Origin of the sequence: Streptomyces sp. NPDC001513 (genome assembly GCF_042894695.1) — a bacterium.
Taxonomy (GTDB): Bacteria; Actinomycetota; Actinomycetes; order Streptomycetales; family Streptomycetaceae; genus Streptomyces.
The window spans coordinates 197,240-221,692 of record NZ_JBIAVU010000003.1 but is presented as its reverse complement, the minus strand read 5'-3'; the positions used below and the strand labels follow the sequence as shown (position 1 = coordinate 221,692).

Below are 24,453 nucleotides of genomic sequence, written 5' to 3'. Positions count from 1 at the left end.
GCCCTGGAAATGGGCCGAGGAGAACCAAGGTGACGACGTATGACGACCGAGCGAGCCTCGCAGATCTGACCAGCACGGCGGAGCGGGTGCGCGAGTCGGTCGAGAGCGTGATCGAGGGCAAGCCCGAGGTCGTACGCCTCGCGCTCACCGTGCTGCTCGCCGAGGGGCACCTGCTGATCGAGGACGTACCCGGCGTCGGCAAGACGATGCTCGCCAAGACGCTCGCCAAGTCCATCGACTGCTCGGTGCAGCGCATCCAGTTCACTCCGGACCTGCTGCCCTCCGACATCACCGGTGTCAGCATCTACGACCAGCAGCTCCGCGAGTTCGAGTTCAAGCCGGGCGCGATCTTCGCGCAGATCGTCATCGGCGACGAGATCAACCGCGCCTCGCCGAAGACCCAGTCGGCGCTGCTGGAGTCGATGGAGGAGCGCCAGGTCACCATCGACGGCACGACCTACACGCTGCCCACCCCCTTCATGGTCGTCGCCACCCAGAACCCGGTGGAGATGGAGGGCACGTACCCGCTGCCCGAGGCCCAGCGCGACCGCTTCATGGCCCGCGTCTCCGTCGGCTACCCCAGCCCCGAGGCCGAGCTCCAGATGCTCGACGTGCACGGCGGGGTCTCCCCGCTCGACGACCTGACGGCCGTCGCGCACGCCCACGACATCATCAAGCTCATCGAGGCCGTCCGCGAGGTGTACGTGGCCGAGCCCGTCCGGCGCTACGTCGTCGACCTGGTCTCCGCCACCCGCAGCCACCCCGACCTGCGGCTCGGCGCCTCGCCCCGCGCCACCCTGCACCTGCTGCGCGCCGTGAAGGCCTCCGCCGCGCTCGCCGGCCGCGACTACGTCCTGCCCGACGACGTCCAGGCCCTGGCCGCGCCGGTCCTCGCGCACCGGCTGCTGCCCACCGCGCAGGCCCAGCTGAACCGGCGCACCGCCGAGCAGGTCGTCCACGACATCCTGCAGCGCACCCCCGTCCCGGCCGCGCACGCCCGCGGCGAGATGCCGCCCGGCGCGGGCATCCGGGGCTTCTGATGAGTGCCGGTGCCCCGCGCGGCGCCGGCGGCCCGGGGGACGGCGGCGGGCTGCGCGCATCGCTGTCCGGGCTGACGACCCGCGGCCGCTCGTTCCTGGCCGCCGGGATAGCCGCGGCCGCCTGCGCGTACGTCCTGGGCCAGGGCGAACTGCTCCGCGTCGGCCTGCTGCTCGCCTTCCTGCCGCTGATCTGCGTCTACGCCCTGCACCGCACCCGCTACCGGGTCTCCGGCAGCCGCCGGCTCAGCCCGGGACGGGTGCCCGCGGGCGCCGAGGCCCGGGTGCAGCTGCGCATGGACAACGTCTCCCGGCTCCCCACCGGTCTGCTGATGCTCCAGGACCGGGTGCCCTACGTCCTCGGCCCGCGCCCGCGCTTCGTCCTGGACCGGGTCGAGCCCGGCGGACGCCGCGAGGTGTCCTACCGGGTCCGCTCCGACCTGCGCGGCCGCTATCCGCTGGGCCCGCTCCAGCTGCGGCTGACCGACCCCTTCGGACTGGTCGAGCTGACCCGCTCCTTCAGCACCTACGACACCCTCACCGTCATCCCGCGCACCGAGCCCCTGCCGCCGGTCCGGCTGACCGGCGAGTCCAACGGCTACGGCGACGGCAGCCGCCGCTCGCTGGCCCTGGCCGGTGACGACGACGTGATCCCGCGCGGCTACCGGCGCGGCGACGACCTGCGCCGGGTGCACTGGCGCTCCACCGCCCGCTACGGCGAGCTGATGGTCCGCCGCGAGGAACAGCCGCAGCGCAGCCGGGCCACGGTCCTGCTGGACACCCGGCGCCTCGCCTTCGACGGCGCCGGCCCCGACTCCGCCTTCGAGTGGGCCGTCTCGGCGGCCGCCTCCAGCCTCGTGCACGTACTGGAACAGGGCTTCTCCGTACGGCTGCTCACGGACACCGGGGACTCGGTGCCCGGCGACGGCGGGGGCGGCTTCACCGCCGGCGGACAGGAGTCCGCGGAGGCCGCCGGACTGATGATGGACACCCTCGCGGTCATCGGGCACTCCGACGGCGCCGGGCTCTCGCGGGCCTACGACGCGGTGCGCGGCGCCGGCGCGGGAGGCTTCGGCGGAGCCGGCGGTGACGGGCTCCTCATCGCCTTCCTCGGCGACCTGGACGACGTACAGACGGAACTGGCGGCCAGGATGCGCCAGCGCACCTCGGGTGCGGTGGCCTTCGTCCTGGACTCCGCGGCCTGGGGCGGGCAGCCCGCACCCGGGCACGCCGTGCCCCCGCTGGAGGAGCGGCTGCACAGGCTGCGCGACGCGGGCTGGACGGCACTGGCCGTCCCGCCCGGGGTGGCCTTCGGCGAGCTGTGGCGACAGGCCGGCACCGCGCGCGTCGGTACGGGGACTTCCGGAGGTCGGGCATGAGCGGGCGGGCGAAACTGACGCTGTTCGCGGCACTGGCGACGCTGCTCACCTCGTGGTCGCTGGCCCCGCTGGTCGAGTCGCAGGCCTGGCTGCTGCACGGGGCGCTGCTGCTGGGCGTCCAGAGCGCGGTGGGAGCCGGGGCCCGGCGGGTGCCGCTGGCGCGGTCGTTGACCGTGGCCGCGCAGCTGCTGGTGTCCCTGCTGCTACTCGTGTTCCTCTTCGCCGGCAAGGGCGAGTCCACGGGCAGCGGTCCGCTGGCGTACCTGGTGGACGACTTCGGTTCGCTGTTCGGGCAGGGCGTGCGAGACGTCGGCGAGTACGCGATCCCGGCCCCGCTGACGGACGGCATCCGGCTGCTGCTGGTGTCCGGGATGCTGCTGATCGGGCTGCTGGTGGACGCGCTGGCGGTGGGCGCGCGGACGGCCGCCGCGGCCGGGCTGCCGCTGCTCGCCCTGTACTCGGTGGCCGCGGGCCTGTCGGGCGGCGGGGAGGCCTCCTGGTTCTCCTTCCTGCTGGCGGGCTGCGGGTACCTGCTGTTGCTGCTGTCCGAGGGCCGTGACCGGCTCGCCCAGTGGGGCCGGGTCTTCGGCGCGGCCCCGCGCGGCCGCGGCGCCGCCGATTCCGGGCTGAGCAGTGGCGCGGGCGGGCAGGCGACGGCCCCGGCACGGTTCGGACGGCGGATCGGCGCGGTGGCCCTGGGCGTGGCGCTGGCGGTGCCGGCGGCGCTGCCCGCGCTCGGCGGCGGGCTGCTGGGCGGCGATCAGGACGGCGGCGAGAACGGCGGCGGTGCGGGCGGGACGATCTCGGCGGTCAACCCGCTGGTCTCCCTGCAGAGCAACCTGAACACGCAGGACAACCGGGTCATCCTCAAGTACCGGACGAACAGTCCGCAGCAGAGCGAGCAGTACCTGCGCATCCTCGCGCTGGACGAGTTCAACGGCGTCAAGTGGGAGGCCTCCGGGCGGGCCCTGACCGATGTGCCCGAGGTCCTGCCGAAGCCGACGGGGCTCAGCGACCAGGTGCGGGTGACCTCGACGGAGGTGACCACCACCGTCTCGGCCGCGGACAGCTACACCCAGCGCTACCTCCCCATGCCGTATCCGGCGACCTCGGTGAAGATCGACGGGAAGTGGCGGTTCGAGCCCGCCGGCCGGACCCTGGTCGGCGACCAGCTGGGCAGGGACAAGTTCCAGACCGTCCAGGGCGCGGGCTACTCGGTGCAGAGCCTGCTGCTGAAGCCGACGGCGCAGCAGCTGCAGAAGGCCCCCGAGCCGGACCGGGCCATCCGCGACGAGTACACGAAGGTGCCGGACAACCTGCCCGCGGTGGTCGCCGACACGGCCCGCCAGGTGACGCAGGGGTCGAAGGACGACTACACGCGCGCGGTGAAGCTGCAGGACTACTTCGCCGTGAACGGAGGCTTCCGCTACAACACGAGGACGGCCTCGGGCACGGGCCCGGGGGCGGTCGCGCGGTTCCTCGCCGACAAGGAGGGCTTCTGCATCCACTTCGCCTTCTCGATGGCGGCGATGTCCCGCAGCCTGGGCATCCCGGCGCGGGTGTCGGTGGGCTTCACGCCCGGTGAGAAGCAGCCGGACGGCAGCGTGAACGTGTCGATGCGGGACGCGCACGCGTGGCCGGAGCTGTACTTCGAGGGCGTGGGCTGGACGCGGTTCGAGCCGACGCCGCGGTCCGGCATCAACGTGCCGGACTACTCCCGGCCGCAGACCCCGGCGGCCCAGCAGCCGTCCGTGCCGGCGCCGCTGCCCTCGCAGAGCTCCGCGCAGCCGTCGGCGGCGCCCTCGGCTTCCGCCGCGTGCCCGCCCGCGCTGGAGAAGCTCGGCGAGTGCGGGACGCCTGCGGCCGCGCAGGGCCCCACCCGCGGCGACGGGCCGTCGGTGACGACGGTCCTCGGCTGGACGGCGGTCGTGCTGGCGGTACTGGCCCTTCCGCTGCTGCCGCTGCTGTGGCGGAGCCGGCTGCGGGCCCGCCGCCTGGGGACCGGGGAGGTCCTGACGGCGTGGCGGGAGCTGGGCGACGCCGCCTGGGACGTGGGCGTGGTCCCGGACGAGGCGCTGTCCCCGCGCCGGGCGGCGGGCCGGGTCGTGGACCTGGGCCGCCTGGACGCGGAGGCCGCGGCCGCGGTCCACCGGGTCGCGGGCGCGGTGGAACGGGCCCTGTACGCGCCGCCGGGCGCGGAGGTCTCGTACCCGGGGCTGGCGGACGACGTCCTGCTGACCCGCGCGGGCCTGCTGGCCGCGGTGAGCCGCCCGGCGCGCCTGCGCGCCCTGCTCCTCCCCCGCTCGGCCACCCGCCTCGCCTGGACGGCATCAACCCGCTGGTCCGCGCTGACCTCGTCGGTCTCGACCCGCCTGACGGCCCTACGCCTCCGGCTCCCGCTCCGGGGCCGCGGCTGAGGTCCGGCCCTGCGGCCGTCTTCCTGGGCTCCGCCCAGACCCGCTCCTCAAACGCCGGCGAGGCTGTACTTCAGCCCCTCCGGCGTTTGAGGAGCGGGGTTTGGGGCGGAGCCCCAAGAGGCGGCGGGGCGGCTGCTGAACCCGCGGACGCGAGAACGCGGCGAGGCTCGATCCCCCCGAGCCCCGCCGCGTTCGCGTACTGCGTCGCCGGTTTCGTGTCCCCCGTCCGGCCACGGGAGGAGGTACCCGGTCCGCTCCGCAGCCCCGTGTCGGCGGTGCGGACCGGGTCTCCTGTCCGTTGCTCCCAGTCTGGCATCTGCGCAGGTGGGAGCCCATCCGCGCACCTACTCATTTCCGTGCCTAGGTACGGATACTCAGCCGTCGCGGCAGGCCCCACCAGTTGTACGGGCTGCCGCGCCCCCGCGGCACCGCCGACTGGGGGTACTCGCCGCCACGTACGGGTCAGCGGTTGCCGCTGACCCGGCCCCGCAGCAGCAGCGACAGCGCCGAGTGGACGTCGTCGAGGGACCGCTCGCGCTGGAAGGACTGCCAGTCCAGCGCGGCCACCAGCACCATCCCGACCATCGCGGCCGCGGTGAGCGGCACGTCGATCTCGGCGCTCAGTTCACCACGTTCGACGCCCTCCCGCAGCACCTTCTCCACGACGGCCACCGCTTCCTGCCGGACCACCATCAGCGTGGACTGCCACGTGCGGTTGGTCCGCCACAGCTCGGCGACGTACAGCTGGGTGAAGGCCGGGTAGCGGTCGATGAAGACGAGGCCGGCGCGGATCATCGCGTCGAGCGCCTCGACGCGGCTGCCGCCGCGCGCCTCCGTCTCCTCCGCCGCCGTCCGCAGCGAGGCCGTCAGCAGCCCGACCCCGTGCCGCAGCAGCTCCTCGAACAGGTCGTTCTTGCTCGCGAAGTTGTAGTAGACGGTGCCCTTCGCGACGCCCGCCCGCTCGGCGATCTCATCGACCGTGGTCGCCGAGAAGCCCTGCTCCGCGATGAGGGTGACGGCCGCTTCGTAGAGCTTCTGCCGGGTGGCCTGGCGACGGGCCCCGCCGGTACCCGTACCGGTGCTGCTGCTGTCCATGGCGCTGATTGTCACAGGTCAACACGTCCCTACAGGCTCAGTTCGGGGTGCAGTCGGTCCATGGTCCACACCTGCTTGCCGCGGGCGGCGAGCGAGGTCAGGGCGAGCGCTCCGACGGTGAAGGCCGCGAGGACCGCGAATCCCTGCCACACCGGGCCGAGGTCGCCGCCGGTGATGAGCCGGCGCAGGCTCTCGACCACGTACGACATCGGCAGGTAGGGGTGGATGTCGTTGAAGAAGTCCGGGCTGGTCTGCACGGGGTAGGTGCCGCCCGCGGAGGTCAGCTGGAGCATCAGGACGGCGAGGACGAGGATCCGCCCGGCTGCGCCGAACTTGGCGTTGAGCCACTGGATGATCGCCGCGAAGCAGGCGGTGACCAGCAGCAGGAAGGCGATGGTGAGGGCCGGGTGGGCCATCTTCAGGCCGAGACCCGGGGCCCAGTGGAGCACGGACATCAGCAGGCCGACCTGGGCGGCGCCGATGCCGACCACGGGCAGCCAGCCGGCGAGGGCGATCCGCCAGGGCGAGGCGCCGGCCGACAGGGCCCGCCGGTTCATGGGGGCGATCAGCATGTAGGCGACCATCGCGCCGACCCAGAGGGAGAGCGGGATGAAGTAGGGCGCGAAGCCGGTGCCGTAGTTGGGCGCCTTGTGCAGGGACTGGTTGGCGAGCCTGATCGGGTCGGCCATGACCTCGGTGCGGGTGTCGCGCTGCTGCTCGTCGTAGTCGGGGATCTTGCCCGCGCCCTCGTGCAGGCCGCCGGCGAGCTCGCCGGTGCCGTCGACGAGCTTGTACATGCCGCCGTCGAGGCGGTGGGCACCGTCGCCGAGCTTGCCGACGCCGTCGCTGAGCTTGCCCGAGCCGGTGGTGGCGGAGCCGATGCCGGTGTGCAGCTGGGCCATGCCGGTGGCGACCTTGTGGGCGCCGGTGTTGAGGGCGTTGACCTTGGCCACGGCCGCGTCGAGGTCGCCCGCGAGCTGCGGGGCCTTGACGACGAGCTCCCGGGCCTTGTTCTCGAGGTCGGTCAGCTGGGTGCGGAGCTTGGTGACGTCCCCGTTCGTGTTCTTGGCCAGGGTGCTGACGTCACCGCTGAGTTCGGCGGCCTCGGCCGCGTCGTCCCTGACCCTCTTCAGTTCGGGGCAGGAGGCGAGGTGCGGTTCGGCGCCGGGGGTGACGCAGTGCTTGGTGTAGTACGCGTCCGCGCCGGTGGAGGCCCGCTTGGCGACGGCCGCGGCGGCCGGAGCCTTCTCGGCGAACGTGTCGAGGTGGTTCTTGACCACCTTCGCGCTGTCGGCGACCAGCTCGGCGGTGTCCGCCAGGTTCTTGGGGTCCTTGACGAAGGGGCGGGCCTTGTCGGCCGCTCCGTTGACCTTGTCGGCGAGGGACTGGGTGCCGTCGGCGACGTCCTTCGACCCGGTCTCCAGCTTCCCGGCGGCCGTGTTGAGCTTCTTCAGGCCGCTGTTGAGCTCGCCGCTCTTCTCCCCGGCCGTGTCGAGGCCCTCGGCGAGCTCCTTCGCGCCCTCCTGGGCCTTGCCCGCCCCGTCCTTGAGCTTGTCGGCGCCGTCGGCGGCCTCGGCGGTCTTGTCGTGCAGGTCGGAGAAGTTGACGAAGATCTTGTCGAGGAAGCCGCGGGAGGCGTTGGCGGACGCCGCCGAGCGGACCTCGGAGAAGACGGAGCGCGAGATCGAGCCGACGACGTAGTTGTTGGAGTCGTTGGTGCGGACCTGGAGGGCGCCGGTGGCGGGGTCCTCGCCCGCGCTGGAGGCGATCTTCGCGCTGAAGTCCTCGGGCATGGTGAGGGTCAGGTAGTACGTCCCGTCCTCCAGGCCGTTGGCCGCCTCCTTGGGGCTGACCTCGCGCCAGTCGAAGGTCTTGCTGTCGCGGAGCTTCTTGGTGAGCTCACCGCCCGCGTCCAGGGGCTTGCCGTCGACGGTCGCGCCGCGGTCGGAGTTGACGAGGGCGACGGGCACCTTGTCGAGGCGGTGGTACGGGTCCCAGAAGGACCAGAGGTAAAGGGCTCCGTAGAGCAGCGGGAGCAGGAGCAGCGCGATGAGGGCGGCCACGGGCAGCTTCCCCCGCCCGAACCGCTTCATCTCAAGCGCGGCCAGCTTCGGCGACCTCATCGTCCGCCCCCTTCGTGTCGTCGTTCTCGGTGTCGGTGTCGGTGTCGGTGTCGGCGTCGCCGTCGTTCTCGGCGGTCGCGCCGGTGTCCGGGCCGGCGTCCGCATCGGCCTCGGCCTCGGCCTTGCCCTCGGGGGCGCTCTTGGCGGAAGTTCCCCAGGTGATCTTCCGGTCGGCGGGCTCCTGCGGCGCCTCGGGTGCGTCCGGTGCCTCCGAAGCGTCCGGCTCCTGCGGGCCGGTCCGCAGGACCACCGCGTCGGCCGGCGCCTCGCTGCACGCCGCGAGGACCGTGGTCCCGCGGGCGGCGATCGAGCGGAGCAGGGCCCAGGCCTCGGTGCGCTCGGTGTCCGAGAGCTTGAGGTCGAGGTCGTCGAGGGCCAGCAGCCGCGGGGAGCCCAGCAGGGCAATGGCCACGGACAGCCGTACGGCCTCCAGGCGTTCCAGGTCCCGTACGGAGGTGCGCTCGCCCTTGGGCAGCGTGCCGAGGTCGAGTCCGGCGGCGGCCAGGGCCTCGTCGATCCGGGCCGCGGCGCGGGCGCGGCGCTCGGCGCGGGGCCGCAGCAGGGCGCGCACCGGGGCGTCGTAGCGGCGCTGGAGGAGGGCGCCCTCGCGCAGCTGTTCCGCGACGGTGAGGGCCTGGTCGAGGTCGTTGACCCCGGGGACGTGCGCGAGGGCGGCGATCCGGCGGACGGCGGCCATCTTCTTCGGCAGCCGGTGCTGGTCGATCTCGGCGTGGCCCTGCGTGGGCTTCATCCGTCCGGTGAGGGCCAGGAGCAGGCAGGTCCGGCCGCTGCCGGAAGGACCTTCGACCGCGATGAGCGAGCCGGGCGCCGCGTCGATGCCGATTCCCCGGAACGCCCAGCCGCGCGGGCCCTTGAGTCCGAAGTCCTCGGCCTTGACGGCCGCGCCGTGCGGGCTGTCCACGCCGTCCCCCTTCTTTTTGAACTGACCGGTCAGTTCAAAAACTAGCATCCTCTTCCGCACCAGGTGTGCAGGAGGGGGCAGTTGCGTGGGATACGGCCGTAAAAGTGCAGGTCAGGACGATTGTCAGTGGGGCAGGTCACGATGGGGGCAACGCATCGACAGGAGGTTCGTCATGGCCACACCGTCCCCGTCCCCTGTCCACCCCGTCCTGCGCAAGTCGACGGCCGATCCGGCGGCGCTCGACCTGCTCGCCAAGGCCCGCAGCGGCCTGACCGAGGCCGCCCTGCTGACCCGGCCCAACGAGCGGTACGCCACCGCGCATCTGGCCGCCCTGCGCACCGCCGCGGCCGTGCTCGCCGCGCGCGGCCGGCCGGAGCCGGTGAACCCGCGGCGGCGGCCCCGGATCCGCAGCGCGTGGGAGCTGCTGCCCGAGTTGGCGCCGGAGCTCGCCGAGTGGAGCGCGCTGTTCGCCTCGGGTGCGGCCCGCCGGGCCCGGGCCGAGGCGGGCATAGCGGACGCGGCGAGCGGCCGGGACGCGGACGATCTGGTGCGCGCCGCCTCGATGTTCCTGCGCCTGGTGGAGCGAATGCTCGCCGTCCGTGCACCCGCCCCGAGCCTGCAGCAGGCCCTGCCGCAACCGCGCCCGGAGCGTCCGGACGCGCGATGAGCTGCCCGGCTGCGGAAGGCCATAAGGTAGACGGGGGTGGGGCACGGACCGCTCACCCCTTCCCTACCGCGCCGAGGAGCCATCAGCCGTGTCGGACACTTCCCGCCCCCGTGCCTCTCTCCGCACCGCCGTGGTGTGGGAGGTCCTCAAGGAGGCGCTCGACCGCCGGGTGAAGGCGACCGGGCGGGACGTGCTGGACGTGCTCGACACCGGTGGCGGCACCGGCAAGTTCGCCGTGCCGGTGGCCCGTCTGGGCCACCGGGTCACCGTGGTCGACCCCAGCCCGAACGCGCTGTTCGGGCTGGAGCGCCGGGTGTCCGAGGCCGGCGTCGCCGACCTCGTCCGCGGCGTCCAGGGCGATGCCCAGGGCCTGTTGGACGTGGTCGACCGGGACGCGTACGACATCGTGCTCTGCCACGGCGTGCTGGAGTACGTGGACGACCCGGCCGAGGGCGTGGCCAACGCCGTCGCGGCCCTGCGGCCCGGCGGCACGCTCAGCCTGCTCGCCGCCGGCCTCGGCGGAGCCGTGCTCGCCCGCGCGCTGGCCGGGCACTTCACGGAGGCCCGTACCGCCCTGACCGACCCGGCCGGCCGCTGGGGCTCCGGTGACCCGGTGCCGCGCCGCTTCACCGCCGAACAGCTCTCCGAGCTCGTCGGCGGCTCCGGTCTGGCCGTCGGCGCCGTCCACGGCGTGCGGATCTTCGCCGACCTCGTCCCGGGGGTCCTGGTGGACACCGAGCCGGGCGCGGTGGAGGCGCTGCTGCGTCTGGAGGAGGCCGCGGCGGAGCTGCCCGCCTTCCACGCGGTCGCCACCCAGCTGCACGTACTCGGCCAGAAGCAGGGCTGAACTGCGATCTTCCGCGCACGGAGTCGGCCGCAGACCCTACGTTCCGGCGGTCGGCCCCGTATGATCGAGTGCAGTGACCGGCATGGTGGACGGACCATTGGGGAATAAGGGCCTCAGTGACCGCTCCCGCGGCGGTACGGTTTTCGAGCAGTGGTTTTGCAGGCTGTGTCTTTGTCTGGGCCGTGTGTCTTTTGGAACGTGGCGCAGAGGGCGGGTGTCACGGGGGCGATTCCCCGCCTATCCTGAAGGGGACCCCTGGTCGCCACCCCCGCGACCGACGGATGAGGAGGACTCCCGTGCCGCTCTCGGAGCACGAGCAGCGAATGCTCGAGCAGATGGAGCGAGCGCTGTACGCCGAAGATCCCAAGTTCGCGACAGCGCTTGAGGGTAGCGGACTGCGTACGTACACCCGGCGACGGGTCTACCAGGCAGTCGCAGGCATTGTGGTGGGTATCGCGCTCCTCATGACCGGTGTGATCATTCCGAACGTGCTCTGGATCAGCGTGGTGGGATTCCTCGTCATGCTGGGCTGTACGGTCCTGGTGGTCACCGGTTGGCGCAAGGCACCCAAGCCTGGCGAGCAGCCCGTCTCCGGAAGTGCAGACGGTCCGGCCCATGGCCGGAACCGGCAGCGTCGGTCGATGATGACCCGCATCGAGGAACGGTGGCAGCGCCGCCGTGACGAGCAGGGGCAGTAGCCCCCGAACATCGTGAGCGAGGGGACGGCCGCCGCCAGGCGACCGTCCCCTCGCGGTTCTGTCCCCGTTCTGTCACCGTGCCCGCGTTCTGCCCGCCGCACCGGTACCCGTACGACATGATGATCCAATGAGTGTGCTCCCCCTGGTCTTCACCAGCGGCTGGGCCAGTGGGATCAACGCCTATGCCGTGGTCCTCCTGCTCGGCGTCTTCGGCCGGACCGGTCTGACCGACGAGGTCCCGGCGTCCTTGCAGCGCACGGACGTGCTGATCGTCGCCGCGGTGCTGTTCCTCTGCGAGGCGGTCGCCGACAAGATCCCGTACGTCGACTCGATATGGGACACCGTCCACACCGTGATCCGCCCGCTCGCCGGAGCCGTGATCGGTGCGCTGCTGGCCGGGCAGAGCGGCTCGCTGTCGGACATCGCCGCCGGCGCGATCGGCGGCTCCACCGCGCTGGCCAGCCATTTCGTCAAGGCCGGCACCCGGATGGCGATCAACACCTCGCCCGAGCCGTTCACCAACGTGGGCATGAGCATCGCCGAGGACCTCGGTGTGGCCGGCCTCGTCACCTTCGCGATGTTCAACCCGCAGGCCGCCGCGATCATCGCGGCCGTGCTGCTGGCCGCCGGACTGGCCATACTCTTCTTCCTCTGGAGCCGGATCCGCCGCTTCCTGCGCCGCCGTGCCCAGCGCCGCGAGGAGAAGCGGCTGGCCGCCGAGGCCCGCGAGGTCACCGGGGCCCCACCCCTCTGACCACGGCCGGCCCGAGGGGGTCGATAGGCTCGGCCGCATGGCACGAATTGCGGTGATCGGCGCCGGCATGGGCGCGATGGCGACGGCGGCCCGGCTGGCCGTGGCAGGGCATCAGGTGGCGGTGTACGAGCGCGGGGCGACCTACGGCGGCGCCGTCGGCCGCTACGAGCGCGAGGGCTTCGCCTTCGACACCGGGCCCGGCCTGCTGCACCTGCCCGCCGTCTACCGCGACCTGTTCGTGAAGACCGGCAAGCGGGCTCTGGAGGACTGCGTCGACCTGGTCCAGGTGGACCCCGCCGTCCGGCACGTCCTCCCCCACCACGGCATCGACGTCACCCTGCCCGGCGCCTCGCACGGCGGGGTCGCCGCCGCCCTCGACACCGCCTTCGGCCAGGGCGCGGGCGAGCGCTGGAACGCCCTGCTGGGCCGCGCCCGGGACGCCTGGGACGCCACCCGCCGCCCGCTGCTGGAGGAACCGCTGCGGGACAGGACCCGGCAGGCGCTGTGCGAGGACCCGTACCCGGCCCTGCGCCGCGGCGGGCTGCTGCGCCGCCGCCCGCCGACCCTCGCCGAGGTGGCCGACCGGGAGCTGGGCGGCGCGCTCGGCGAACTGCTGACCGGCGTCGTGCGCACCTACGGGATCGACCCCGCCACCGCACCCGGTTCGGCCACGGTCCTCCCGTACATGGAGCAGACCTTCGGCAGCTGGTACGTGCGCGGCGGCATGCGCGCCCTGGCCACCGCCGTGTACGAGCGCTGCCTGGAGCGGAAGGTCGCCTTCACGTTCGGGGCGGAGGTGCGCGAGGTCCTGGTCCGCGACGGGCGCGCGGCGGGGCTGCTGCTGGCCGACGGCAGCGAGGTCGCCGCCGACCACGTGGTCTGCGCGATCGACCCCCGGCAGCTGTCCGCCGGCCCGCCCCGGCGGGCGGCGCACGCGGTCCCGGCCCGCGGGGCGGAGCCGCCCGGCCGGATCACGCTGCTGCTCGCGCTGCGCGGGGCCCGCCCCGCCACGGCCGTCCACCGCACCCTGGTGCACGCGCCGGGGGCGCAGGTCACCGTGGCACGCCCGGACGACCCCGCCACCCGGCCCGACGCGGAGCACGAGGCGGTCACCGTGAGCGCCGTGTACGGGCCCGGGACCGCGGATCCCGGGCAGCTGCTGGACCTCGCGGAGAAGGCCGTCCAGGGGCTGCGGGAGCGGCTGTTGTGGCAGGAGGTGCGCACCCCGGCCGATGGGGAGGCGGCGACCGGTGCGCCGGGCGGCGCGGTGCCGCCGCCCGCCCTCGCGGGGGCCGGCGGCCGGCTGCTCCGCCCGGCCAACACCACGGACGTGCCCGGGCTCTACCTGGCGGGCGGCTGGGCGCATCCCGGCGGCGGGCTGCCGCACGCCGGGATGACCGGGGCGCTGGTGGCCGGGCTGATCGTGGAGGGCACGGAGTTCCGCGGCTCGCAGTGAGCCGTCAGTAGCGGTACTGCTCGTACCCGCCCTGCTGGGGGTACGGGTACTGCTGCTGTTGCGGCTCGCCCTGGTCCTCCATCGGGTAGGGCTGGCCGGCCCCGTCGGTGGACCGCTGCTGGGGGACCCAGACCCCGCCGGGCGGGGTGTCCGTGGAGTACTGCTGCTGTCCGTAGTCGGCATACGGGGTGTAGTCGTACGGCTGGGGCGGGACGACGCCGCCGCCGGTGCCGATGTACGGGTCCGAGTAGGCGGCGTAGACCTGCTGCTGGTCGCCCGTCGGGTAGCCGCCCGAGTAGTCGTAGCCGCCCTGGTTCTGTTGGTCGTAGTACGCCGCGTACTGGTGGGCGTCCTGCTCCGCCGTGGTGAACGGCGAGGCGAAGGCCGCCGTCTGGGCGGCCTCGGGCGCGAGACTCTGTATCCCGTAGGACCCGGTGTCCTCGGGCACCGGCTCCGGGCTGTAGACCACCGGCGGCGCGTCCCGGAACGACCGCTCCTCGACGGGCCCGTCCCCGGCGCCGTCGGCGTCCTCGTACTGCAACGCGGTGACCTGGAGCGCCGGCTCCTGCTTCGCCGCCGGGCTTCCGGACCGGCGGCGTCTGGACTGCCGTACGGGTTCCCCGCCACGGCGCAGGGCCCAGCCGGCGACGAAGCCCTTGCGGAAGGAGAGCGTCACCAGGGTCTGGCCCACGGCGAACGCCGCCGCGCCGGCCCCGATGACCGGCACCGACGGCAGCACCACTCCGGCGACCACGCCGAGGAAGCCCGCGAAGGCGAGCAGGCGCCAGCGGAGCCGGGCCTTGTACTGCATCAGGACCTCGGCAAGCAGCCACAGCGCGACGAAACCGAACGCGATGTAGAGGACCGTCATTCCCATGCATGGCCCCTCTCGGTACGGCCGCCGGCGCGGGAACGGGGGGCGGCCGCTCAGGCCCGCTGGTGCAGGCCCAGGTTCTCGTAGATTTCGAGAGTCGCCGTGGAATTGTTCAGCGTGATGAAGTGCAGTCCCGGGACACCCTCGGACAGCAGCCGCGCGCAGAACTCCGTGGCGAACTCGATGCCAATGGAGCGTACAGCGGCCGGATCGTCCTTGACGGCGAGCATGCGCTCTTTCACATGCGCGGGGAAGACCGCGTTGCTGAGTTGGGGCAGCCGGTCGAGCTGCTTGATCGCCACAACAGGCATGACCTCGGGGATGATCGGGGTCTCGCAGCCCGCCTTCTCGGCGCTGTCGCGCAGCCGCAGATAATTCTCCGGATCGAAGAACATCTGGGTGATCGCATAGTCGGCGCCCGCGCGGCACTTGTCCACGAAGTGCCGGATGTCCGTGTCCCAGTCCGTCGAACGCGGGTGCATCTCGGGGAAGGCCGCGACGCCGACGCAGAAGTCGCCGGACTCCTTGACGAGGCGGACCAGGTCGGCGGCGTAGTGCACGCCCTCGGGGTGTGCCACCCACTCGCCCATCGGGTCGCCCGGCGGGTCTCCGCGCACGACGAGCATGTTCCGGATCCCGGCGTCGGCGAACTGCCCGATGACGTTGCGCAGCTCGGCGACCGAGTGGTCCACGGCGGTGAGGTGCGCGACGGGCGTCAGGGTGGTGTCCGCGGCGATCTCCTGGGTGGCCTTCACCGTGCCGCCGCGCGTGGAGCCGCCGGCTCCGTAGGTCACGGAGACGAAGCTGGGGGATACCGCCTCGACCCGGCGCAGGGCGTTCCAGAGGTTGCGTTCGCCCTTCTCCGTCTTCGGGGCCCAGAACTCGAAGGAGTACGAGCGCCCGGACGCGAGGAGGTCGCGGACCGTGTGTGCACGATCCGACCAGGTGGAAGCGGTACCAGAGGCCATGTGGGCAGGTTAGACGCGGCCGGCCGGTCACCGAAGCGCTGTCCGCCTTTTGGACACGTTTTTGGACACCTGGAGGGCGGGGTCTGGTCAAGCGGGGGTACGAGGCGCTAGGCCCTCGTCCTGCACCCTCCGCTCGCCCTGTGTCCGGGCGGACAGGACTCAGCCGAGCCGGGCCCGGACGCGCTTGGCGAGCTCCGCGGCGGCCGCACCGGGGTCGGTGGCCTCGGTGAGGGCGCGGACGACCACGACGCGGGTGGCGCCGGCGTCCAGCACCTCGTCCAGGTTCGTGCTGTCGATGCCGCCGATGGCGAACCAGGGGCGGTCCTGCTCCAGCGAGGCCGCGTACCGGACCAGCCCCAGGCCGGGGGCGTGGCGGCCGGGCTTGGTGGGCGTGGGCCAGCAGGGGCCGGTGCAGAAGTAGTCCACGCCGGGCTCGGCGACGGCCGCGTCGACCTCGTCCTCGGCATGGCAGGAACGGCCGATCAGCACCCCCTCGCCGAGGATGGCGCGGGCCGCGGGGACGGGGATGTCGCCCTGGCCGAGGTGCAGGACGTCGGAGCCGATGGCGTGGGCGACGTCGGCGCGGTCGTTCACGGCGAGGAGCTTGCCGTGGCGGCGTGCGGCCTCGGCGAACACGCGGAGGTGTTCGAGTTCCTCCCCCGCCTCCATGCCCTTGTCCCGGAGCTGGACGATGTCCACGCCTCCGGCCAGGACGGCGTCGAGGAACTCGGGGAGGTCACCCTGCCGCTTGCGGGCGTCCGTGCAGAGGTAGAGCCGGGCGTCGGACAGCTGCATGGGTGAACCCCCCGTGGTGGAGGCGGTGTACGGGCGCGGCGCCCGTACACCGCGGTGGAGCGAGCTGCGGATCAGGTCAGAGGGCGAGCGCCTGAGCGCGGCGCTTCACCTCCGTGCCGCGATTCTCGCTCAGCGCCTGCACGGGCGTGCCGGGCAGGGTCGGATCCTCGGTGAAGAGCCACTCCAGGATCTCCTCGTCGGTGAAGCGGTCGTCGCGCAGCACGGTCAGCAAGCCGACCAGGCCCTTGACGACCTTGTCACCGTCGATGAAGGGAGCCGGTACCTGCAGGGCGCGGTTCTCGCCCCGGCGTACGGCGATGAGCTGCCCTTCCTTCACCATCTGGCGGACCCGCGTCACCTCGACGTTCAGCATCTCCGCGATGTCGGGGAGGTGCAGCCACGAGGGGACAAGGGCATCGATCTTTGCGTCAATCTGGGTCACGGAGACAAGCCTGCCATCTCGGCTCCGCCGCCGGTACCTGGGCAGCCCCGTACGGGTCGCCGCCCGCTCCGGGGCTCCGCCCCGGACCCCGGTGCGGGCGGAGCCCCGGAGCCGTCAGGCGGTGGCCGACTTCAAGGGCGTGGCGGGGTCCGCGACCTTGGACGGGTCCAGGGGCACCGCCGCCTCGATGAGCTTCCGGCCCTGGGCCACGTCCCGGGGGCGGCCCACCGCCAGGACCGCGACCAGGGCGCCGGCCCGCAGCCAGCACACCGACCAGGCCGCTCCGGCCGGGTCGCCGCGCCAGAGGAGGGTGTCGGCCCCGCCGTGGTGCCCGGCGTACTGCACGAAGCGCCCGAACTGCTCCGACCAGAAGTACGGCACCGGGTCGTAGACCTCGCCCGCCGCCCCGGCCGCCCCGGCTCCGGCCAGGATGTTCGCCGCGACCGTCCGCGGCCCCTGGAGCGCGTTGTCCCAGTGGTGGACGAGCAGCCGCTTCCCGTACCGCCCGGACGGGAAGGAGGCGCAGTCGCCGACGGCGTACACCCCGGGCAGGGAGGTACGCAGGTGGGCGTCGGCGGTGACCGAGCCGTCGGGGCCCCGTTCCACCCCGGTCCCGGCCAGCCATCCGGTGGCGGGCCGGGCGCCGATGCCCACGACGACCGCGCCGGCCGGCAGGGTCCGCCCGTCCGCGAGCAGGACCCGCCCCTCCTCGATCCCGGCCACCTTCGCGCCGGTGATCAGCTCGGCGCCGGCCTCCCCGTACCAGCGGGCCATCGGCTCGGCGACCTCGGCGGGCAGCGCCCCCGCCAGCACCCGGTCCGCCGCCTCGACCACGGTCACCGCGCAGCCCGCCTCACGGGCCGCGGTGGCGAACTCGGCGCCGATCCAGCCCGCCCCGACGACCACCGTCGAGGGCGCCGCCGCCAGGACCGGGCGCAGCCGTGCCGCGTCGTCCAGGGTGCGCAGCAGGTGGACGCCGGGGACGCCCTCGGTGCCGGGCAGGGTCAGCGGCTCGGCGCCGGTCGCCAGCACGAGGACCCCGTACGGGACCGGGCCGGCCTCGGTGTCCAGCTCGCGGTCGGCGGCCCGCAGTCCGGTGACCTCGGTGCCGAGCCGCAGCTCGATGCCGAGCCCCTCGAAGTCCACGTCGAAGGCGGAGTCCTCGGCCTTGCCGAGCAGGACCGCCTTGGACAGCGGGGGGCGGTCGTAGGGCTGGTGGGGTTCGGCTCCCAGCAGGGTCAGGGGGCCGTCGAAGCCCTGCTCGCGCAGGGCGACCGCGGTCTGCACCCCGGCCATTCCGGCGCCGACGATCACGACGCCGCGCTGATTGTGTTCCGTCTGCTCGCTCACCCGGCCACCCTAGTCATCTGACGCTCCGTCAGGAATAGGTGCCGCCTTACCGGCCGTCCACGGCCGGGTTAGTCTGGCCACCGTACCTATCGCGGGAGTCCGGCGCACCGGGCTGAGAGGGAGGCTGGCCGGCCTCCGACCGTACGAACCTGATCCGGGTCATGCCGGCGAAGGGAGGGGCTGGACGCCCATGCACTCATCCCGAACATCTCGGAAGGGATCCGACGTCCTCGTCATCGGGGGCGGGATCATCGGCCTGGTCACCGCCTGGCGGGCCGCGGCGCGCGGACTGCGCACCGTACTCGCCGACCCGGCGCCCGGCGGCGGCGCCGCCCAGGTCGCGGCCGGCATGCTCGCCCCCGTCACCGAACTGCACTACGGCGAGGAAGCTCTGCTGGGCCTCGGCCTCGCCTCCGCCGCCCGCTATCCCGAGTTCGCCGCCGAGCTCGCCGACGCGAGCGGCGGCATCGACATCGGCTTCCGCACCTGCGGCACCCTCGCCGTCGCCCTCGACGCCGACGACCGCCTCCACCTGCGGGAACTGCACGCGCTCCAGCGCCGCTGCGGCCTGGAGTCCGAGTGGCTCACCGGCCGCGAGTGCCGCCGCCTGGAGCCCATGCTCGCCCCGGGCGTACGCGGCGGCCTGCGCGTGGACGGCGACCACCAGGTCGACCCGCGCCGGCTCGCGGCCGCCCTGCTCGCCGCCTGCGAGCGGGCCGGCGTGATCATCCACCGGGCTGCGGTGGAACGGCTGCTGGTCACCGCCGACCGGGCGGCCGGTGCCGCGCTCGACGACGGTACGGAGCTGCGCGCCGGCCAGGTGGTGCTGGCGGCGGGCTCGCTCAGCGGCCGGCTGGCGGGCGTACCGGCGGAGGTGGTGCCTCCCGTACGGCCGGTCAAGGGACAGGTCCTGCGGCTGTCGGTGCCCCCGGCCTACGCGCCGTTCCTCTCCCGGACCGTCCGGGCGGTCGTCCGCGGCAGCCACGTCTACCTGGTGCCGCGCGAGAACGGCGAGCTCGTCGTCGGCGCCACCAGCGAGGAACTCGGCTGGGACACCACGGTCACCGCGGGCGGGGTCTACGAACTCCTGCGCGACGCCCACGAACTGGTTCCCGGCATCACCGAACTCCCCCTCACCGAGACCCGGGCGGGGCTGCGCCCCGGCTCGCCCGACAACGCCCCGCTGCTCGGCCCGACCGACCTGCCGGGCCTGCACCTGGCCACCGGGCACTACCGCAACGGGGTGCTGCTGACCCCGCTCACCGGTGAGGTGCTCGCCGAGCTGCTGGCCACCGGCGAACTTCCGGAGATCGCGCGCCCCTTCAGCCCCCGCCGGTTCTCCGCCGCACGTCAGGAGTCGTACGCATGAGCCTCCCCGTATCCGTCTCCGTCAACGGCGAGCCGCGCGAGCTCGCGGCCGGCACCACGCTCGACACGGTGGTCGCCACCCTGACCGCGGCCCCCTCCGGCGTCGCCGCGGCCCTCAACGAGACCGTGGTCCCGCGCGGGCAGTGGCCGGCCACGCCGGTGGGCGACGGCGACCGGGTCGAAATCCTCACCGCGGTCCAGGGGGGCTGAGCGGCATGGCCGACGACCTCCTCACCCTGGGCGGCCGGACCTTCTCCTCCCGCCTGATCATGGGCACGGGCGGGGCCCCGAGCCTGGACGTGCTGGAACGCTCCCTGGTCGCGTCCGGCACCGAACTCACCACGGTCGCGATGCGGCGCCTCGACCCCACGGTCCAGGGCTCCGTCCTCTCCGTCCTGACCCGGCTCGGCATCGCGGTCCTGCCCAACACGGCGGGCTGCTTCACGGCGGGCGAGGCCGTGCTCACGGCCCGGCTGGCCCGGGAGGCGCTGGGCACGGACTGGATCAAGCTGGAGGTGGTCGCGGACGAGCGGACCCTCCTGCCGGACGGCGTCGAGCTGCTGGACGCCGCCGAGATCCTGGTGGACGAGGGCTTCACGGTCCTCCCCTACACGAACGACGACCCGGTGCTCGCGCGGAAGCTGGAGGACGTGGGCTGCGCGGCGATCATGCCGCTCGGGTCCCCCATCGGCTCGGGAATGGGCATCCGCAACCCGCACAACTTCGAGCTGATCGCGGAGCGGGCGTCGGTGCCGGTCATCCTGGACGCGGGCGCGGGCACGGCGTCGGACGCCGCCCTCGCGATGGAACTGGGCTGCGCGGCGGTGATGCTGGCCTCCGCGGTGACGCGGGCGCAGGAGCCGGTGCTGATGGCGTCCGCCATGCGGGACGCCGTCTCGGCGGGGCGGCTCGCGTTTCGCGCGGGGCGCATTCCGCAACGCCGCTTCGCCGAAGCCTCCTCTCCTGCGGAGGGCCGCGCCGACCTGGACCCCGAACGCCCGGCGTTCTGACCCGCAGGTCCGCTCCCGGGGCTCCGCCCCGGACCCCTTACGGCGCTCCGCGCCCGCGCCTCAAACGCCGGCGGGGCTGTGTTCAGCCCCGCCGGCGTTCGAGGCGGCTCAGGCGGTCCGGACGTCACAGCTGCGCTGCAAGGCGGACCACCCAGGCGGGGGAGTCGCGGCGCCCCAATAGACTCGCGGCGTGGATACGACCCTGGATGACCCCCTCGTCGGGCGCGTGCTCGACGGCCGCTACCGCATCGACGCCCGCATCGCGGCCGGCGGCATGGCCACGGTCTACCGGGCCGTCGACACCCGCCTCGACCGCGTGCTCGCCCTGAAGGTGATGCATCCGGCCCTCGCCGCCGACGCCGCCTTCGTCGACCGCTTCATCCGTGAGGCGAAGTCCGTGGCCCGGCTCGCCCACCCCAACGTGGTCGCCGTCTTCGACCAGGGCACGGACGGGCCGTACGTCTACCTCGCCATGGAGTACGTCTCCGGCTGCACCCTGCGCGACGTGCTCCGCGAGCGCGGCGCGCTCCAGCCGCGGGCCGCGCTCGACATCCTCGAACCCGTGCTCGCCGCCCTCGGCGCCGCCCACCGGGCCGGCTTCGTCCACCGCGACATGAAGCCCGAGAACGTCCTGATCGGCGATGACGGCCGGGTCAAGGTCGCCGACTTCGGGCTGGTCCGGTCCGTGGACTCGGTCACGAACACCACCGGATCCGTCCTCGGCACCGTCTCCTACCTGGCCCCCGAACAGATCGAGAGCGGCGTCGCCGACACCCGCGTGGACGTCTACGCCTGCGGTGTCGTGCTCTACGAGATGCTCACCGGCGCCAAGCCCCACCTCGGCGACAGCCCCGCACAGGTGCTCTACCAGCACCTCCACGAGGACGTCCCGCCCCCCTCCGCCGCGGTCCCCGGGCTCCCCGTCCGGCTCGACGAGCTCGTCGCGGACGCCACCGCCCGCAATCCCGAGCTGCGCCCCTCCGACGCCGCCGCGCTGCTCGGCCTCGCCCGCGAGGCCCGCGGCCGGCTCAGCGACGCCGAGCTGGACGCCGTACCGCCGCAGGCGCGCGCCGAGGCGCGGTCCTCCGCCGAGGACCGCACAGGTGTGATCGCGCGCCCGGTGGCCGCGCAGCCCGTGAACCTCACCTCGCGGCTGGAGACGCCGCCCCCGCCGCCCGCCGCGCACCGGCAGGCGCCCGCCGGGCGGCCCCGCCGTGGCGTGTTCCTGGTCATCGCCGGGGTGCTGCTCGCCCTCGGGGTGGGCACCGGCGTCTGGTACATCAACTCCGGCCAGTTCACGAAGGTCCCGAACCTGCTCGGCAAGACCGAGGCGCAGGCCCGGTCCCAGCTGTCCGCGGCGGGGCTCGGCGTGAAGGCGGTCGACCGGAAGTTCAGCGACGCCTTCGACCGCGGGACGGTGATGAACACTGATCCCCCGGGCGGCCGGCGGATCCGCGGCAACGGCGCGGTGACCCTCACCATCTCCCGCGGCCCCGAGGTCGTGGCCGTGCCCAACCTGAAGGGCAGGCCGCTGGAGGAGGCCAAGGCCGAGCTGACGAAGTCCGGGCTGGCGCCCGGCATCGTCACGCAGGCCTTCAGCCAGGACGTCCCGCAGGGCTCGGTGATCAGCTCCGATCCGGCGGTCGGCGACAAGCGGGCGCCGGACACGGCGGTCTCGCTCGTCGTCAGCAAGGGCCGCCCGGTGCAGGTCCCGACCGTGACCGGGCTCCCCGTCGACCAGGCGACGGCCGGCCTGGAGGCGCTGGGGCTCAAGGTGGCGACCGCCCCCGAGCAGGTCAACTCCCCCGCGGCGGCCGGCACGGTCGCCAACCAGTCGGTCGGCGCCGGCACCCAGGCCGCGGCCGGTGACACGGTCACGCTGACCGTGTCCAAGGGTCCGCGGCTGGTTCCGGTCCCGAACGTGACCGGCCAGGACGTGGACGCGGCCCGCAAGGCGCTGGAGGCCGCCGGCTTCAAGGTGAAGGTGGAGCGTCCCTTCCTCTCCTTCAGCAACACGGTGGACGCCCAGTCGGTGCTGGGCGGGCTGAACGCCCCCGAGGGCAGCACGATCACCATCCGGACCAAGGGGCTGTAGCCGCAGTGATACGCAATCCGGTCGGCGGGCACGTCCCCGTGGCGGGCGGCCTCGCCAAGGTCGGGCTGGCCTACGCCCGCGAGATGGGCGCCGAGGCCGTCCAGGTCTTCGTCGCCAATCCGCGCGGCTGGGCCACCCCGGTCGGCAATCCGGCCCAGGACGAGCTGTTCCGGGCGCAGTGCGCGGCCGAGTCGATCCCGGCGTACGTGCACGCGCCGTACCTGATCAACTTCGGCTCGCACACCGAGGCCACCGTGGAGAAGTCGGTGGAGTCGCTGCGCCACTCACTGCGCCGCGGCCGGGAGATCGGTGCGCTCGGCGTGGTCGTGCACACCGGGTCGGCCACCGGGGGCCGGCCGCGCGAGGCGGCGTACGCGCAGGTCAGGGAGCACATGCTGCCGCTGCTGGACGAGCTGACGCACGAGGACGACCCCTTCCTGCTGCTGGAGTCCACGGCGGGGCAGGGTTCCTCGCTGTGCTCGCGCACCTGGGACTTCGGCCCGTACTTCGAGGCGCTCGACCACCACCCGAAACTGGGGATCTGCCTGGACACCTGCCACATCTTCGCGGCCGGTCACGACCTGGCGGAGCCGGGCGGGACCAAGGTGACGCTCGACCTGCTGGTGGACACCGTGGGCGAGGGCCGGCTGAAGCTGGTCCACGCGAACGACTCCAAGGAGGGCGTGGGCGCCCACAAGGACCGGCACGCCAACATCGGGCAGGGCCACATCGGCCGGGACGCCTTCGCCGAGCTGTTCACGCACCCCGCGATGGAGGGCGTACCGCTGATCACCGAGACCCCGGGCGGCAAGGAAGGGCATGCGGCGGACGTGGCGCTGCTGAAGGAGCTGCGCGGCCCGCAGTGATCCGGGCTGTCCGGTGATCCCTTGAGGAATACCCCCTGGGGGTATACGGTTCTGTCACTTCGACAGCACCGCTACTCGGCATTTCCCAGCAGGGGGTCGTCATGGAGCCGGCACACGCGGAACACGAGCACCACGAACGTCACGAGCATCACGCGGGCCAGGCCACCTGGGCCATGGCCGCCCGGGCCACCCTCCACTGCCTCACCGGGTGCGCCATCGGCGAGGTGCTGGGCATGATCATCGGCACGGCACTCGGGTGGGGGAACCTGTCCACCATGATCCTGGCGATCGTGCTGGCGTTCTTCTTCGGCTACGCCCTCACCCTGCGCGGGATCCTCTCCGCCGGCGTCGACCTCCGTACGGCCATCCGGGTGGCCCTGGCCGCCGACACCCTTTCGATCGCCGTCATGGAGCTGATCGACAACGGAGTGATCGCCCTGTGGCCCGGCGCGATGGACGCGCACCTCTCGGAGCCGCTGTTCTGGACGGTGCTCGCACTCTCGCTCGCCGTCGCCTTCGTCGTCACGGTCCCGGTCAACAAGTGGATGATCGGCCGCGGCAAGGGCCACGCGGTCGTGCACCAGTACCACCGCTGAGGGCCCTACAGCTCGGGGCCGTCCCCCGGCTCCTCCTGGTACGAGTAGCGCTGCTCGCGCCAGGGGTCGCCTATGTTGTGGTAGCCGCGCTCCTCCCAGAAGCCGCGACGGTCGGCCGTCATGTACTCGACGCCGCGCACCCACTTGGGGCCCTTCCAGGCGTACAGGTGCGGAACCACGAGCCGTACGGGGAAACCGTGCTCGGCGGTGAGCAGTTCACCGCCCTGGTGGGTGGCGAAGACGGTCCGCTCAGAAGCGAAGTCGGCCAGCCGCATGTTGGAGCTGAAGCCGTACTCGGCCCACACCATCACGTGCGTGACCTGCGGCGCGGGCGGCGCCAGGGCCAGGATCTCGCGGGCGAGCACACCGCCCCATTCGGCGCCCTGCATGCTGAACTTGGTGACGCAGTGCAGGTCCGCCACGACGGATTCGAACGGCAGGGCCGTGAACTCCTCGTGGTTCCAGCAGTGCTTGTCCCCGTCGGCCGTCGCGCCGAAGACCCGGAATTCCCAGCGGTCCGGCTTGAACTTGGGCACGGGCCCGTAATGGGTGACCGGCCAGCCCCGCTGCAGCCGCTGCCCCGGTGGAAGCTCCAGCGGCTCTGCTCCCGGAGATTCCCGGCTTTCCGGCTGACCCATGACTCCATGGTGACAGACTGGGCAGGGTGGTCATGACCAGGTCTGGACCGATTCGG

Annotated in this window: 23 protein-coding genes and 1 riboswitch; of the genes, 14 read left to right on the top strand and 9 right to left on the bottom strand. The window is 73.2% G+C overall.

All coding sequences use genetic code 11. From position 1 onward, the window contains the following. Positions 1-29 precede the first annotated feature (29 nt). From ACFYZ4_RS07540 to ACFYZ4_RS07530, 3 genes are read left to right on the top strand one after another with little or no spacing between them, the layout of a single operon-like run. Positions 30-1,040, top strand: a complete 1,011-nt coding sequence (locus ACFYZ4_RS07540; RefSeq protein WP_351303997.1) for a MoxR family ATPase — start codon at positions 30-32, stop codon at positions 1,038-1,040. Further along, the gene (locus tag ACFYZ4_RS07535) at positions 1,040-2,416 is read left to right on the top strand and encodes a DUF58 domain-containing protein (RefSeq protein WP_351304000.1); all 1,377 of its coding nucleotides are present in this window, start codon (positions 1,040-1,042) and stop codon (positions 2,414-2,416) included. Before ACFYZ4_RS07540 ends, ACFYZ4_RS07535 begins: the two co-directional genes overlap by 1 nt. Next, a complete protein-coding gene (locus ACFYZ4_RS07530; protein WP_390783322.1) occupies positions 2,413-4,833 on the top strand; it encodes a transglutaminaseTgpA domain-containing protein in 2,421 nt (806 codons plus the stop codon). The genes ACFYZ4_RS07535 and ACFYZ4_RS07530 overlap by 4 nt, the downstream gene beginning before the upstream one ends. Before the next feature lie 462 nt (positions 4,834-5,295). Here the strand turns inward: ACFYZ4_RS07530 and ACFYZ4_RS07525 are convergent, their stop codons facing one another. Genes ACFYZ4_RS07525 through ACFYZ4_RS07515 form a run of 3 tightly spaced genes read right to left on the bottom strand, consistent with a single transcriptional unit; the run spans position 5,296 to position 8,973 of the window. Continuing rightward, the gene (locus ACFYZ4_RS07525) at positions 5,296-5,928 is read right to left on the bottom strand and encodes a TetR/AcrR family transcriptional regulator (protein WP_351304202.1); all 633 of its coding nucleotides are present in this window, start codon (positions 5,926-5,928) and stop codon (positions 5,296-5,298) included. Positions 5,929-5,957: 29 nt separating this feature from the next. Next, complete coding sequence (locus ACFYZ4_RS07520; RefSeq protein WP_384350462.1) at positions 5,958-8,051, bottom strand: YhgE/Pip family protein; 2,094 nt, start codon at positions 8,049-8,051, stop codon at positions 5,958-5,960. Continuing rightward, the gene (locus ACFYZ4_RS07515) at positions 8,023-8,973 is read right to left on the bottom strand and encodes an ATP-binding cassette domain-containing protein (RefSeq protein WP_390783321.1); all 951 of its coding nucleotides are present in this window, start codon (positions 8,971-8,973) and stop codon (positions 8,023-8,025) included. Before ACFYZ4_RS07515 ends, ACFYZ4_RS07520 begins: the two co-directional genes overlap by 29 nt. A 172-nt stretch (positions 8,974-9,145) precedes the next feature. On the opposite strand from ACFYZ4_RS07515, the gene ACFYZ4_RS07510 reads away from it, so the two are divergent. The 5 genes from ACFYZ4_RS07510 (at position 9,146) to ACFYZ4_RS07490 (ending at position 13,395) form a co-directional block, all read left to right on the top strand. Next, positions 9,146-9,640 carry an SAV_6107 family HEPN domain-containing protein gene (locus ACFYZ4_RS07510; RefSeq protein WP_351304211.1) on the top strand — a complete coding sequence of 165 codons (495 nt, stop codon included), beginning with the start codon at positions 9,146-9,148 and terminating at the stop codon, positions 9,638-9,640. Between the two features lie 88 nt (positions 9,641-9,728). Next, a complete protein-coding gene (locus ACFYZ4_RS07505) occupies positions 9,729-10,487 on the top strand; it encodes a methyltransferase domain-containing protein (RefSeq protein ID WP_351304213.1) in 759 nt (252 codons plus the stop codon). Positions 10,488-10,783: 296 nt separating this feature from the next. Next, positions 10,784-11,185 carry a DUF3040 domain-containing protein gene (locus tag ACFYZ4_RS07500; protein ID WP_351304216.1) on the top strand — a complete coding sequence of 134 codons (402 nt, stop codon included), beginning with the start codon at positions 10,784-10,786 and terminating at the stop codon, positions 11,183-11,185. Positions 11,186-11,312: 127 nt separating this feature from the next. Continuing rightward, positions 11,313-11,939 (top strand): DUF4126 domain-containing protein, encoded by a 627-nt coding sequence (locus ACFYZ4_RS07495; RefSeq protein ID WP_351303643.1) that lies wholly within the window; start codon positions 11,313-11,315, stop codon positions 11,937-11,939. Positions 11,940-11,976: 37 nt separating this feature from the next. Next, positions 11,977-13,395: a phytoene desaturase family protein gene (locus ACFYZ4_RS07490; RefSeq protein WP_390783320.1), complete on the top strand. Its 1,419-nt coding sequence runs from the start codon at positions 11,977-11,979 to the stop codon at positions 13,393-13,395. Between the two features lie 4 nt (positions 13,396-13,399). On the opposite strand, the gene ACFYZ4_RS07485 is transcribed toward ACFYZ4_RS07490, so the two are convergent. The 5 genes from ACFYZ4_RS07485 to ACFYZ4_RS07465 all read right to left on the bottom strand — a co-directional run bounded on the left by ACFYZ4_RS07485 (position 13,400) and on the right by ACFYZ4_RS07465 (position 17,824). Continuing rightward, positions 13,400-14,272 (bottom strand): hypothetical protein, encoded by an 873-nt coding sequence (locus ACFYZ4_RS07485; protein WP_351303637.1) that lies wholly within the window; start codon positions 14,270-14,272, stop codon positions 13,400-13,402. A gap of 50 nt (positions 14,273-14,322) precedes the next feature. Next, positions 14,323-15,237, bottom strand: coding sequence for a methylenetetrahydrofolate reductase [NAD(P)H] (gene metF / locus ACFYZ4_RS07480; protein WP_351303634.1), 915 nt, complete (start codon positions 15,235-15,237; stop codon positions 14,323-14,325). Positions 15,238-15,396: 159 nt separating this feature from the next. Beyond that, positions 15,397-16,032, bottom strand: a complete 636-nt coding sequence (gene thiE, locus ACFYZ4_RS07475; protein ID WP_030707381.1) for a thiamine phosphate synthase — start codon at positions 16,030-16,032, stop codon at positions 15,397-15,399. 76 nt (positions 16,033-16,108) lie between these two features. Beyond that, positions 16,109-16,474, bottom strand: coding sequence for an Rv2175c family DNA-binding protein (locus ACFYZ4_RS07470; protein ID WP_351303630.1), 366 nt, complete (start codon positions 16,472-16,474; stop codon positions 16,109-16,111). Positions 16,475-16,588: 114 nt separating this feature from the next. Then, positions 16,589-17,824 carry an FAD-dependent oxidoreductase gene (locus tag ACFYZ4_RS07465; protein ID WP_351303627.1) on the bottom strand — a complete coding sequence of 412 codons (1,236 nt, stop codon included), beginning with the start codon at positions 17,822-17,824 and terminating at the stop codon, positions 16,589-16,591. An 81-nt stretch (positions 17,825-17,905) separates the two neighbouring features. Further along, positions 17,906-18,017, top strand: a riboswitch (TPP riboswitch). Here ACFYZ4_RS07465 and thiO point away from each other — a divergent pair. From thiO to ACFYZ4_RS07435, 6 genes are all read left to right on the top strand, one after another. After that, entirely contained in the window at positions 18,015-19,193 is a 1,179-nt protein-coding gene (gene thiO, locus ACFYZ4_RS07460; protein ID WP_351303624.1) for a glycine oxidase ThiO, read from the top strand. It overlaps the preceding riboswitch by 3 nt. Continuing rightward, positions 19,190-19,402, top strand: coding sequence for a sulfur carrier protein ThiS (gene thiS / locus ACFYZ4_RS07455; RefSeq protein WP_351303621.1), 213 nt, complete (start codon positions 19,190-19,192; stop codon positions 19,400-19,402). Before thiO ends, thiS begins: the two co-directional genes overlap by 4 nt. A gap of 5 nt (positions 19,403-19,407) precedes the next feature. Next, positions 19,408-20,202, top strand: coding sequence for a thiazole synthase (locus ACFYZ4_RS07450; RefSeq protein WP_390783319.1), 795 nt, complete (start codon positions 19,408-19,410; stop codon positions 20,200-20,202). Positions 20,203-20,392: 190 nt separating this feature from the next. Further along, complete coding sequence (gene pknB / locus ACFYZ4_RS07445; RefSeq protein ID WP_390783318.1) at positions 20,393-22,297, top strand: Stk1 family PASTA domain-containing Ser/Thr kinase; 1,905 nt, start codon at positions 20,393-20,395, stop codon at positions 22,295-22,297. An 8-nt stretch (positions 22,298-22,305) separates the two neighbouring features. Next, complete coding sequence (locus tag ACFYZ4_RS07440) at positions 22,306-23,163, top strand: deoxyribonuclease IV (protein WP_351303683.1); 858 nt, start codon at positions 22,306-22,308, stop codon at positions 23,161-23,163. A 101-nt stretch (positions 23,164-23,264) separates the two neighbouring features. Next, positions 23,265-23,759: a DUF4396 domain-containing protein gene (locus ACFYZ4_RS07435; RefSeq protein ID WP_390783317.1), complete on the top strand. Its 495-nt coding sequence runs from the start codon at positions 23,265-23,267 to the stop codon at positions 23,757-23,759. A gap of 5 nt (positions 23,760-23,764) precedes the next feature. Here the strand turns inward: ACFYZ4_RS07435 and ACFYZ4_RS07430 are convergent, their stop codons facing one another. Next, a complete protein-coding gene (locus ACFYZ4_RS07430) occupies positions 23,765-24,397 on the bottom strand; it encodes a sulfite oxidase-like oxidoreductase (RefSeq protein ID WP_351303675.1) in 633 nt (210 codons plus the stop codon). Positions 24,398-24,453: the final 56 nt, after the last annotated feature.

What these genes read in the sequence shown, in the direction of transcription:
- ACFYZ4_RS07535 (WP_351304000.1), top strand. Translation starts at nt 1,040, where the DNA reads ATGAGTGCCGGTGCCCCGCGCGGCGCCGGCGGCCCGGGGGACGGCGGC.
- ACFYZ4_RS07530 (WP_390783322.1), top strand. Translation starts at nt 2,413, where the DNA reads ATGAGCGGGCGGGCGAAACTGACGCTGTTCGCGGCACTGGCGACGCTG.
- ACFYZ4_RS07525 (WP_351304202.1), bottom strand. Translation starts at nt 5,928, where the DNA reads ATGGACAGCAGCAGCACCGGTACGGGTACCGGCGGGGCCCGTCGCCAG.
- ACFYZ4_RS07520 (WP_384350462.1), bottom strand. Translation starts at nt 8,051, where the DNA reads ATGAGGTCGCCGAAGCTGGCCGCGCTTGAGATGAAGCGGTTCGGGCGG.
- ACFYZ4_RS07510 (WP_351304211.1), top strand. Translation starts at nt 9,146, where the DNA reads ATGGCCACACCGTCCCCGTCCCCTGTCCACCCCGTCCTGCGCAAGTCG.
- ACFYZ4_RS07495 (WP_351303643.1), top strand. Translation starts at nt 11,313, where the DNA reads ATGAGTGTGCTCCCCCTGGTCTTCACCAGCGGCTGGGCCAGTGGGATC.
- ACFYZ4_RS07490 (WP_390783320.1), top strand. Translation starts at nt 11,977, where the DNA reads ATGGCACGAATTGCGGTGATCGGCGCCGGCATGGGCGCGATGGCGACG.
- ACFYZ4_RS07485 (WP_351303637.1), bottom strand. Translation starts at nt 14,272, where the DNA reads ATGGGAATGACGGTCCTCTACATCGCGTTCGGTTTCGTCGCGCTGTGG.
- metF (WP_351303634.1), bottom strand. Translation starts at nt 15,237, where the DNA reads ATGGCCTCTGGTACCGCTTCCACCTGGTCGGATCGTGCACACACGGTC.
- thiE (WP_030707381.1), bottom strand. Translation starts at nt 16,032, where the DNA reads ATGCAGCTGTCCGACGCCCGGCTCTACCTCTGCACGGACGCCCGCAAG.
- thiO (WP_351303624.1), top strand. Translation starts at nt 18,015, where the DNA reads ATGCACTCATCCCGAACATCTCGGAAGGGATCCGACGTCCTCGTCATC.
- thiS (WP_351303621.1), top strand. Translation starts at nt 19,190, where the DNA reads ATGAGCCTCCCCGTATCCGTCTCCGTCAACGGCGAGCCGCGCGAGCTC.
- ACFYZ4_RS07450 (WP_390783319.1), top strand. Translation starts at nt 19,408, where the DNA reads ATGGCCGACGACCTCCTCACCCTGGGCGGCCGGACCTTCTCCTCCCGC.
- ACFYZ4_RS07435 (WP_390783317.1), top strand. Translation starts at nt 23,265, where the DNA reads ATGGAGCCGGCACACGCGGAACACGAGCACCACGAACGTCACGAGCAT.
- ACFYZ4_RS07430 (WP_351303675.1), bottom strand. Translation starts at nt 24,397, where the DNA reads ATGGGTCAGCCGGAAAGCCGGGAATCTCCGGGAGCAGAGCCGCTGGAG.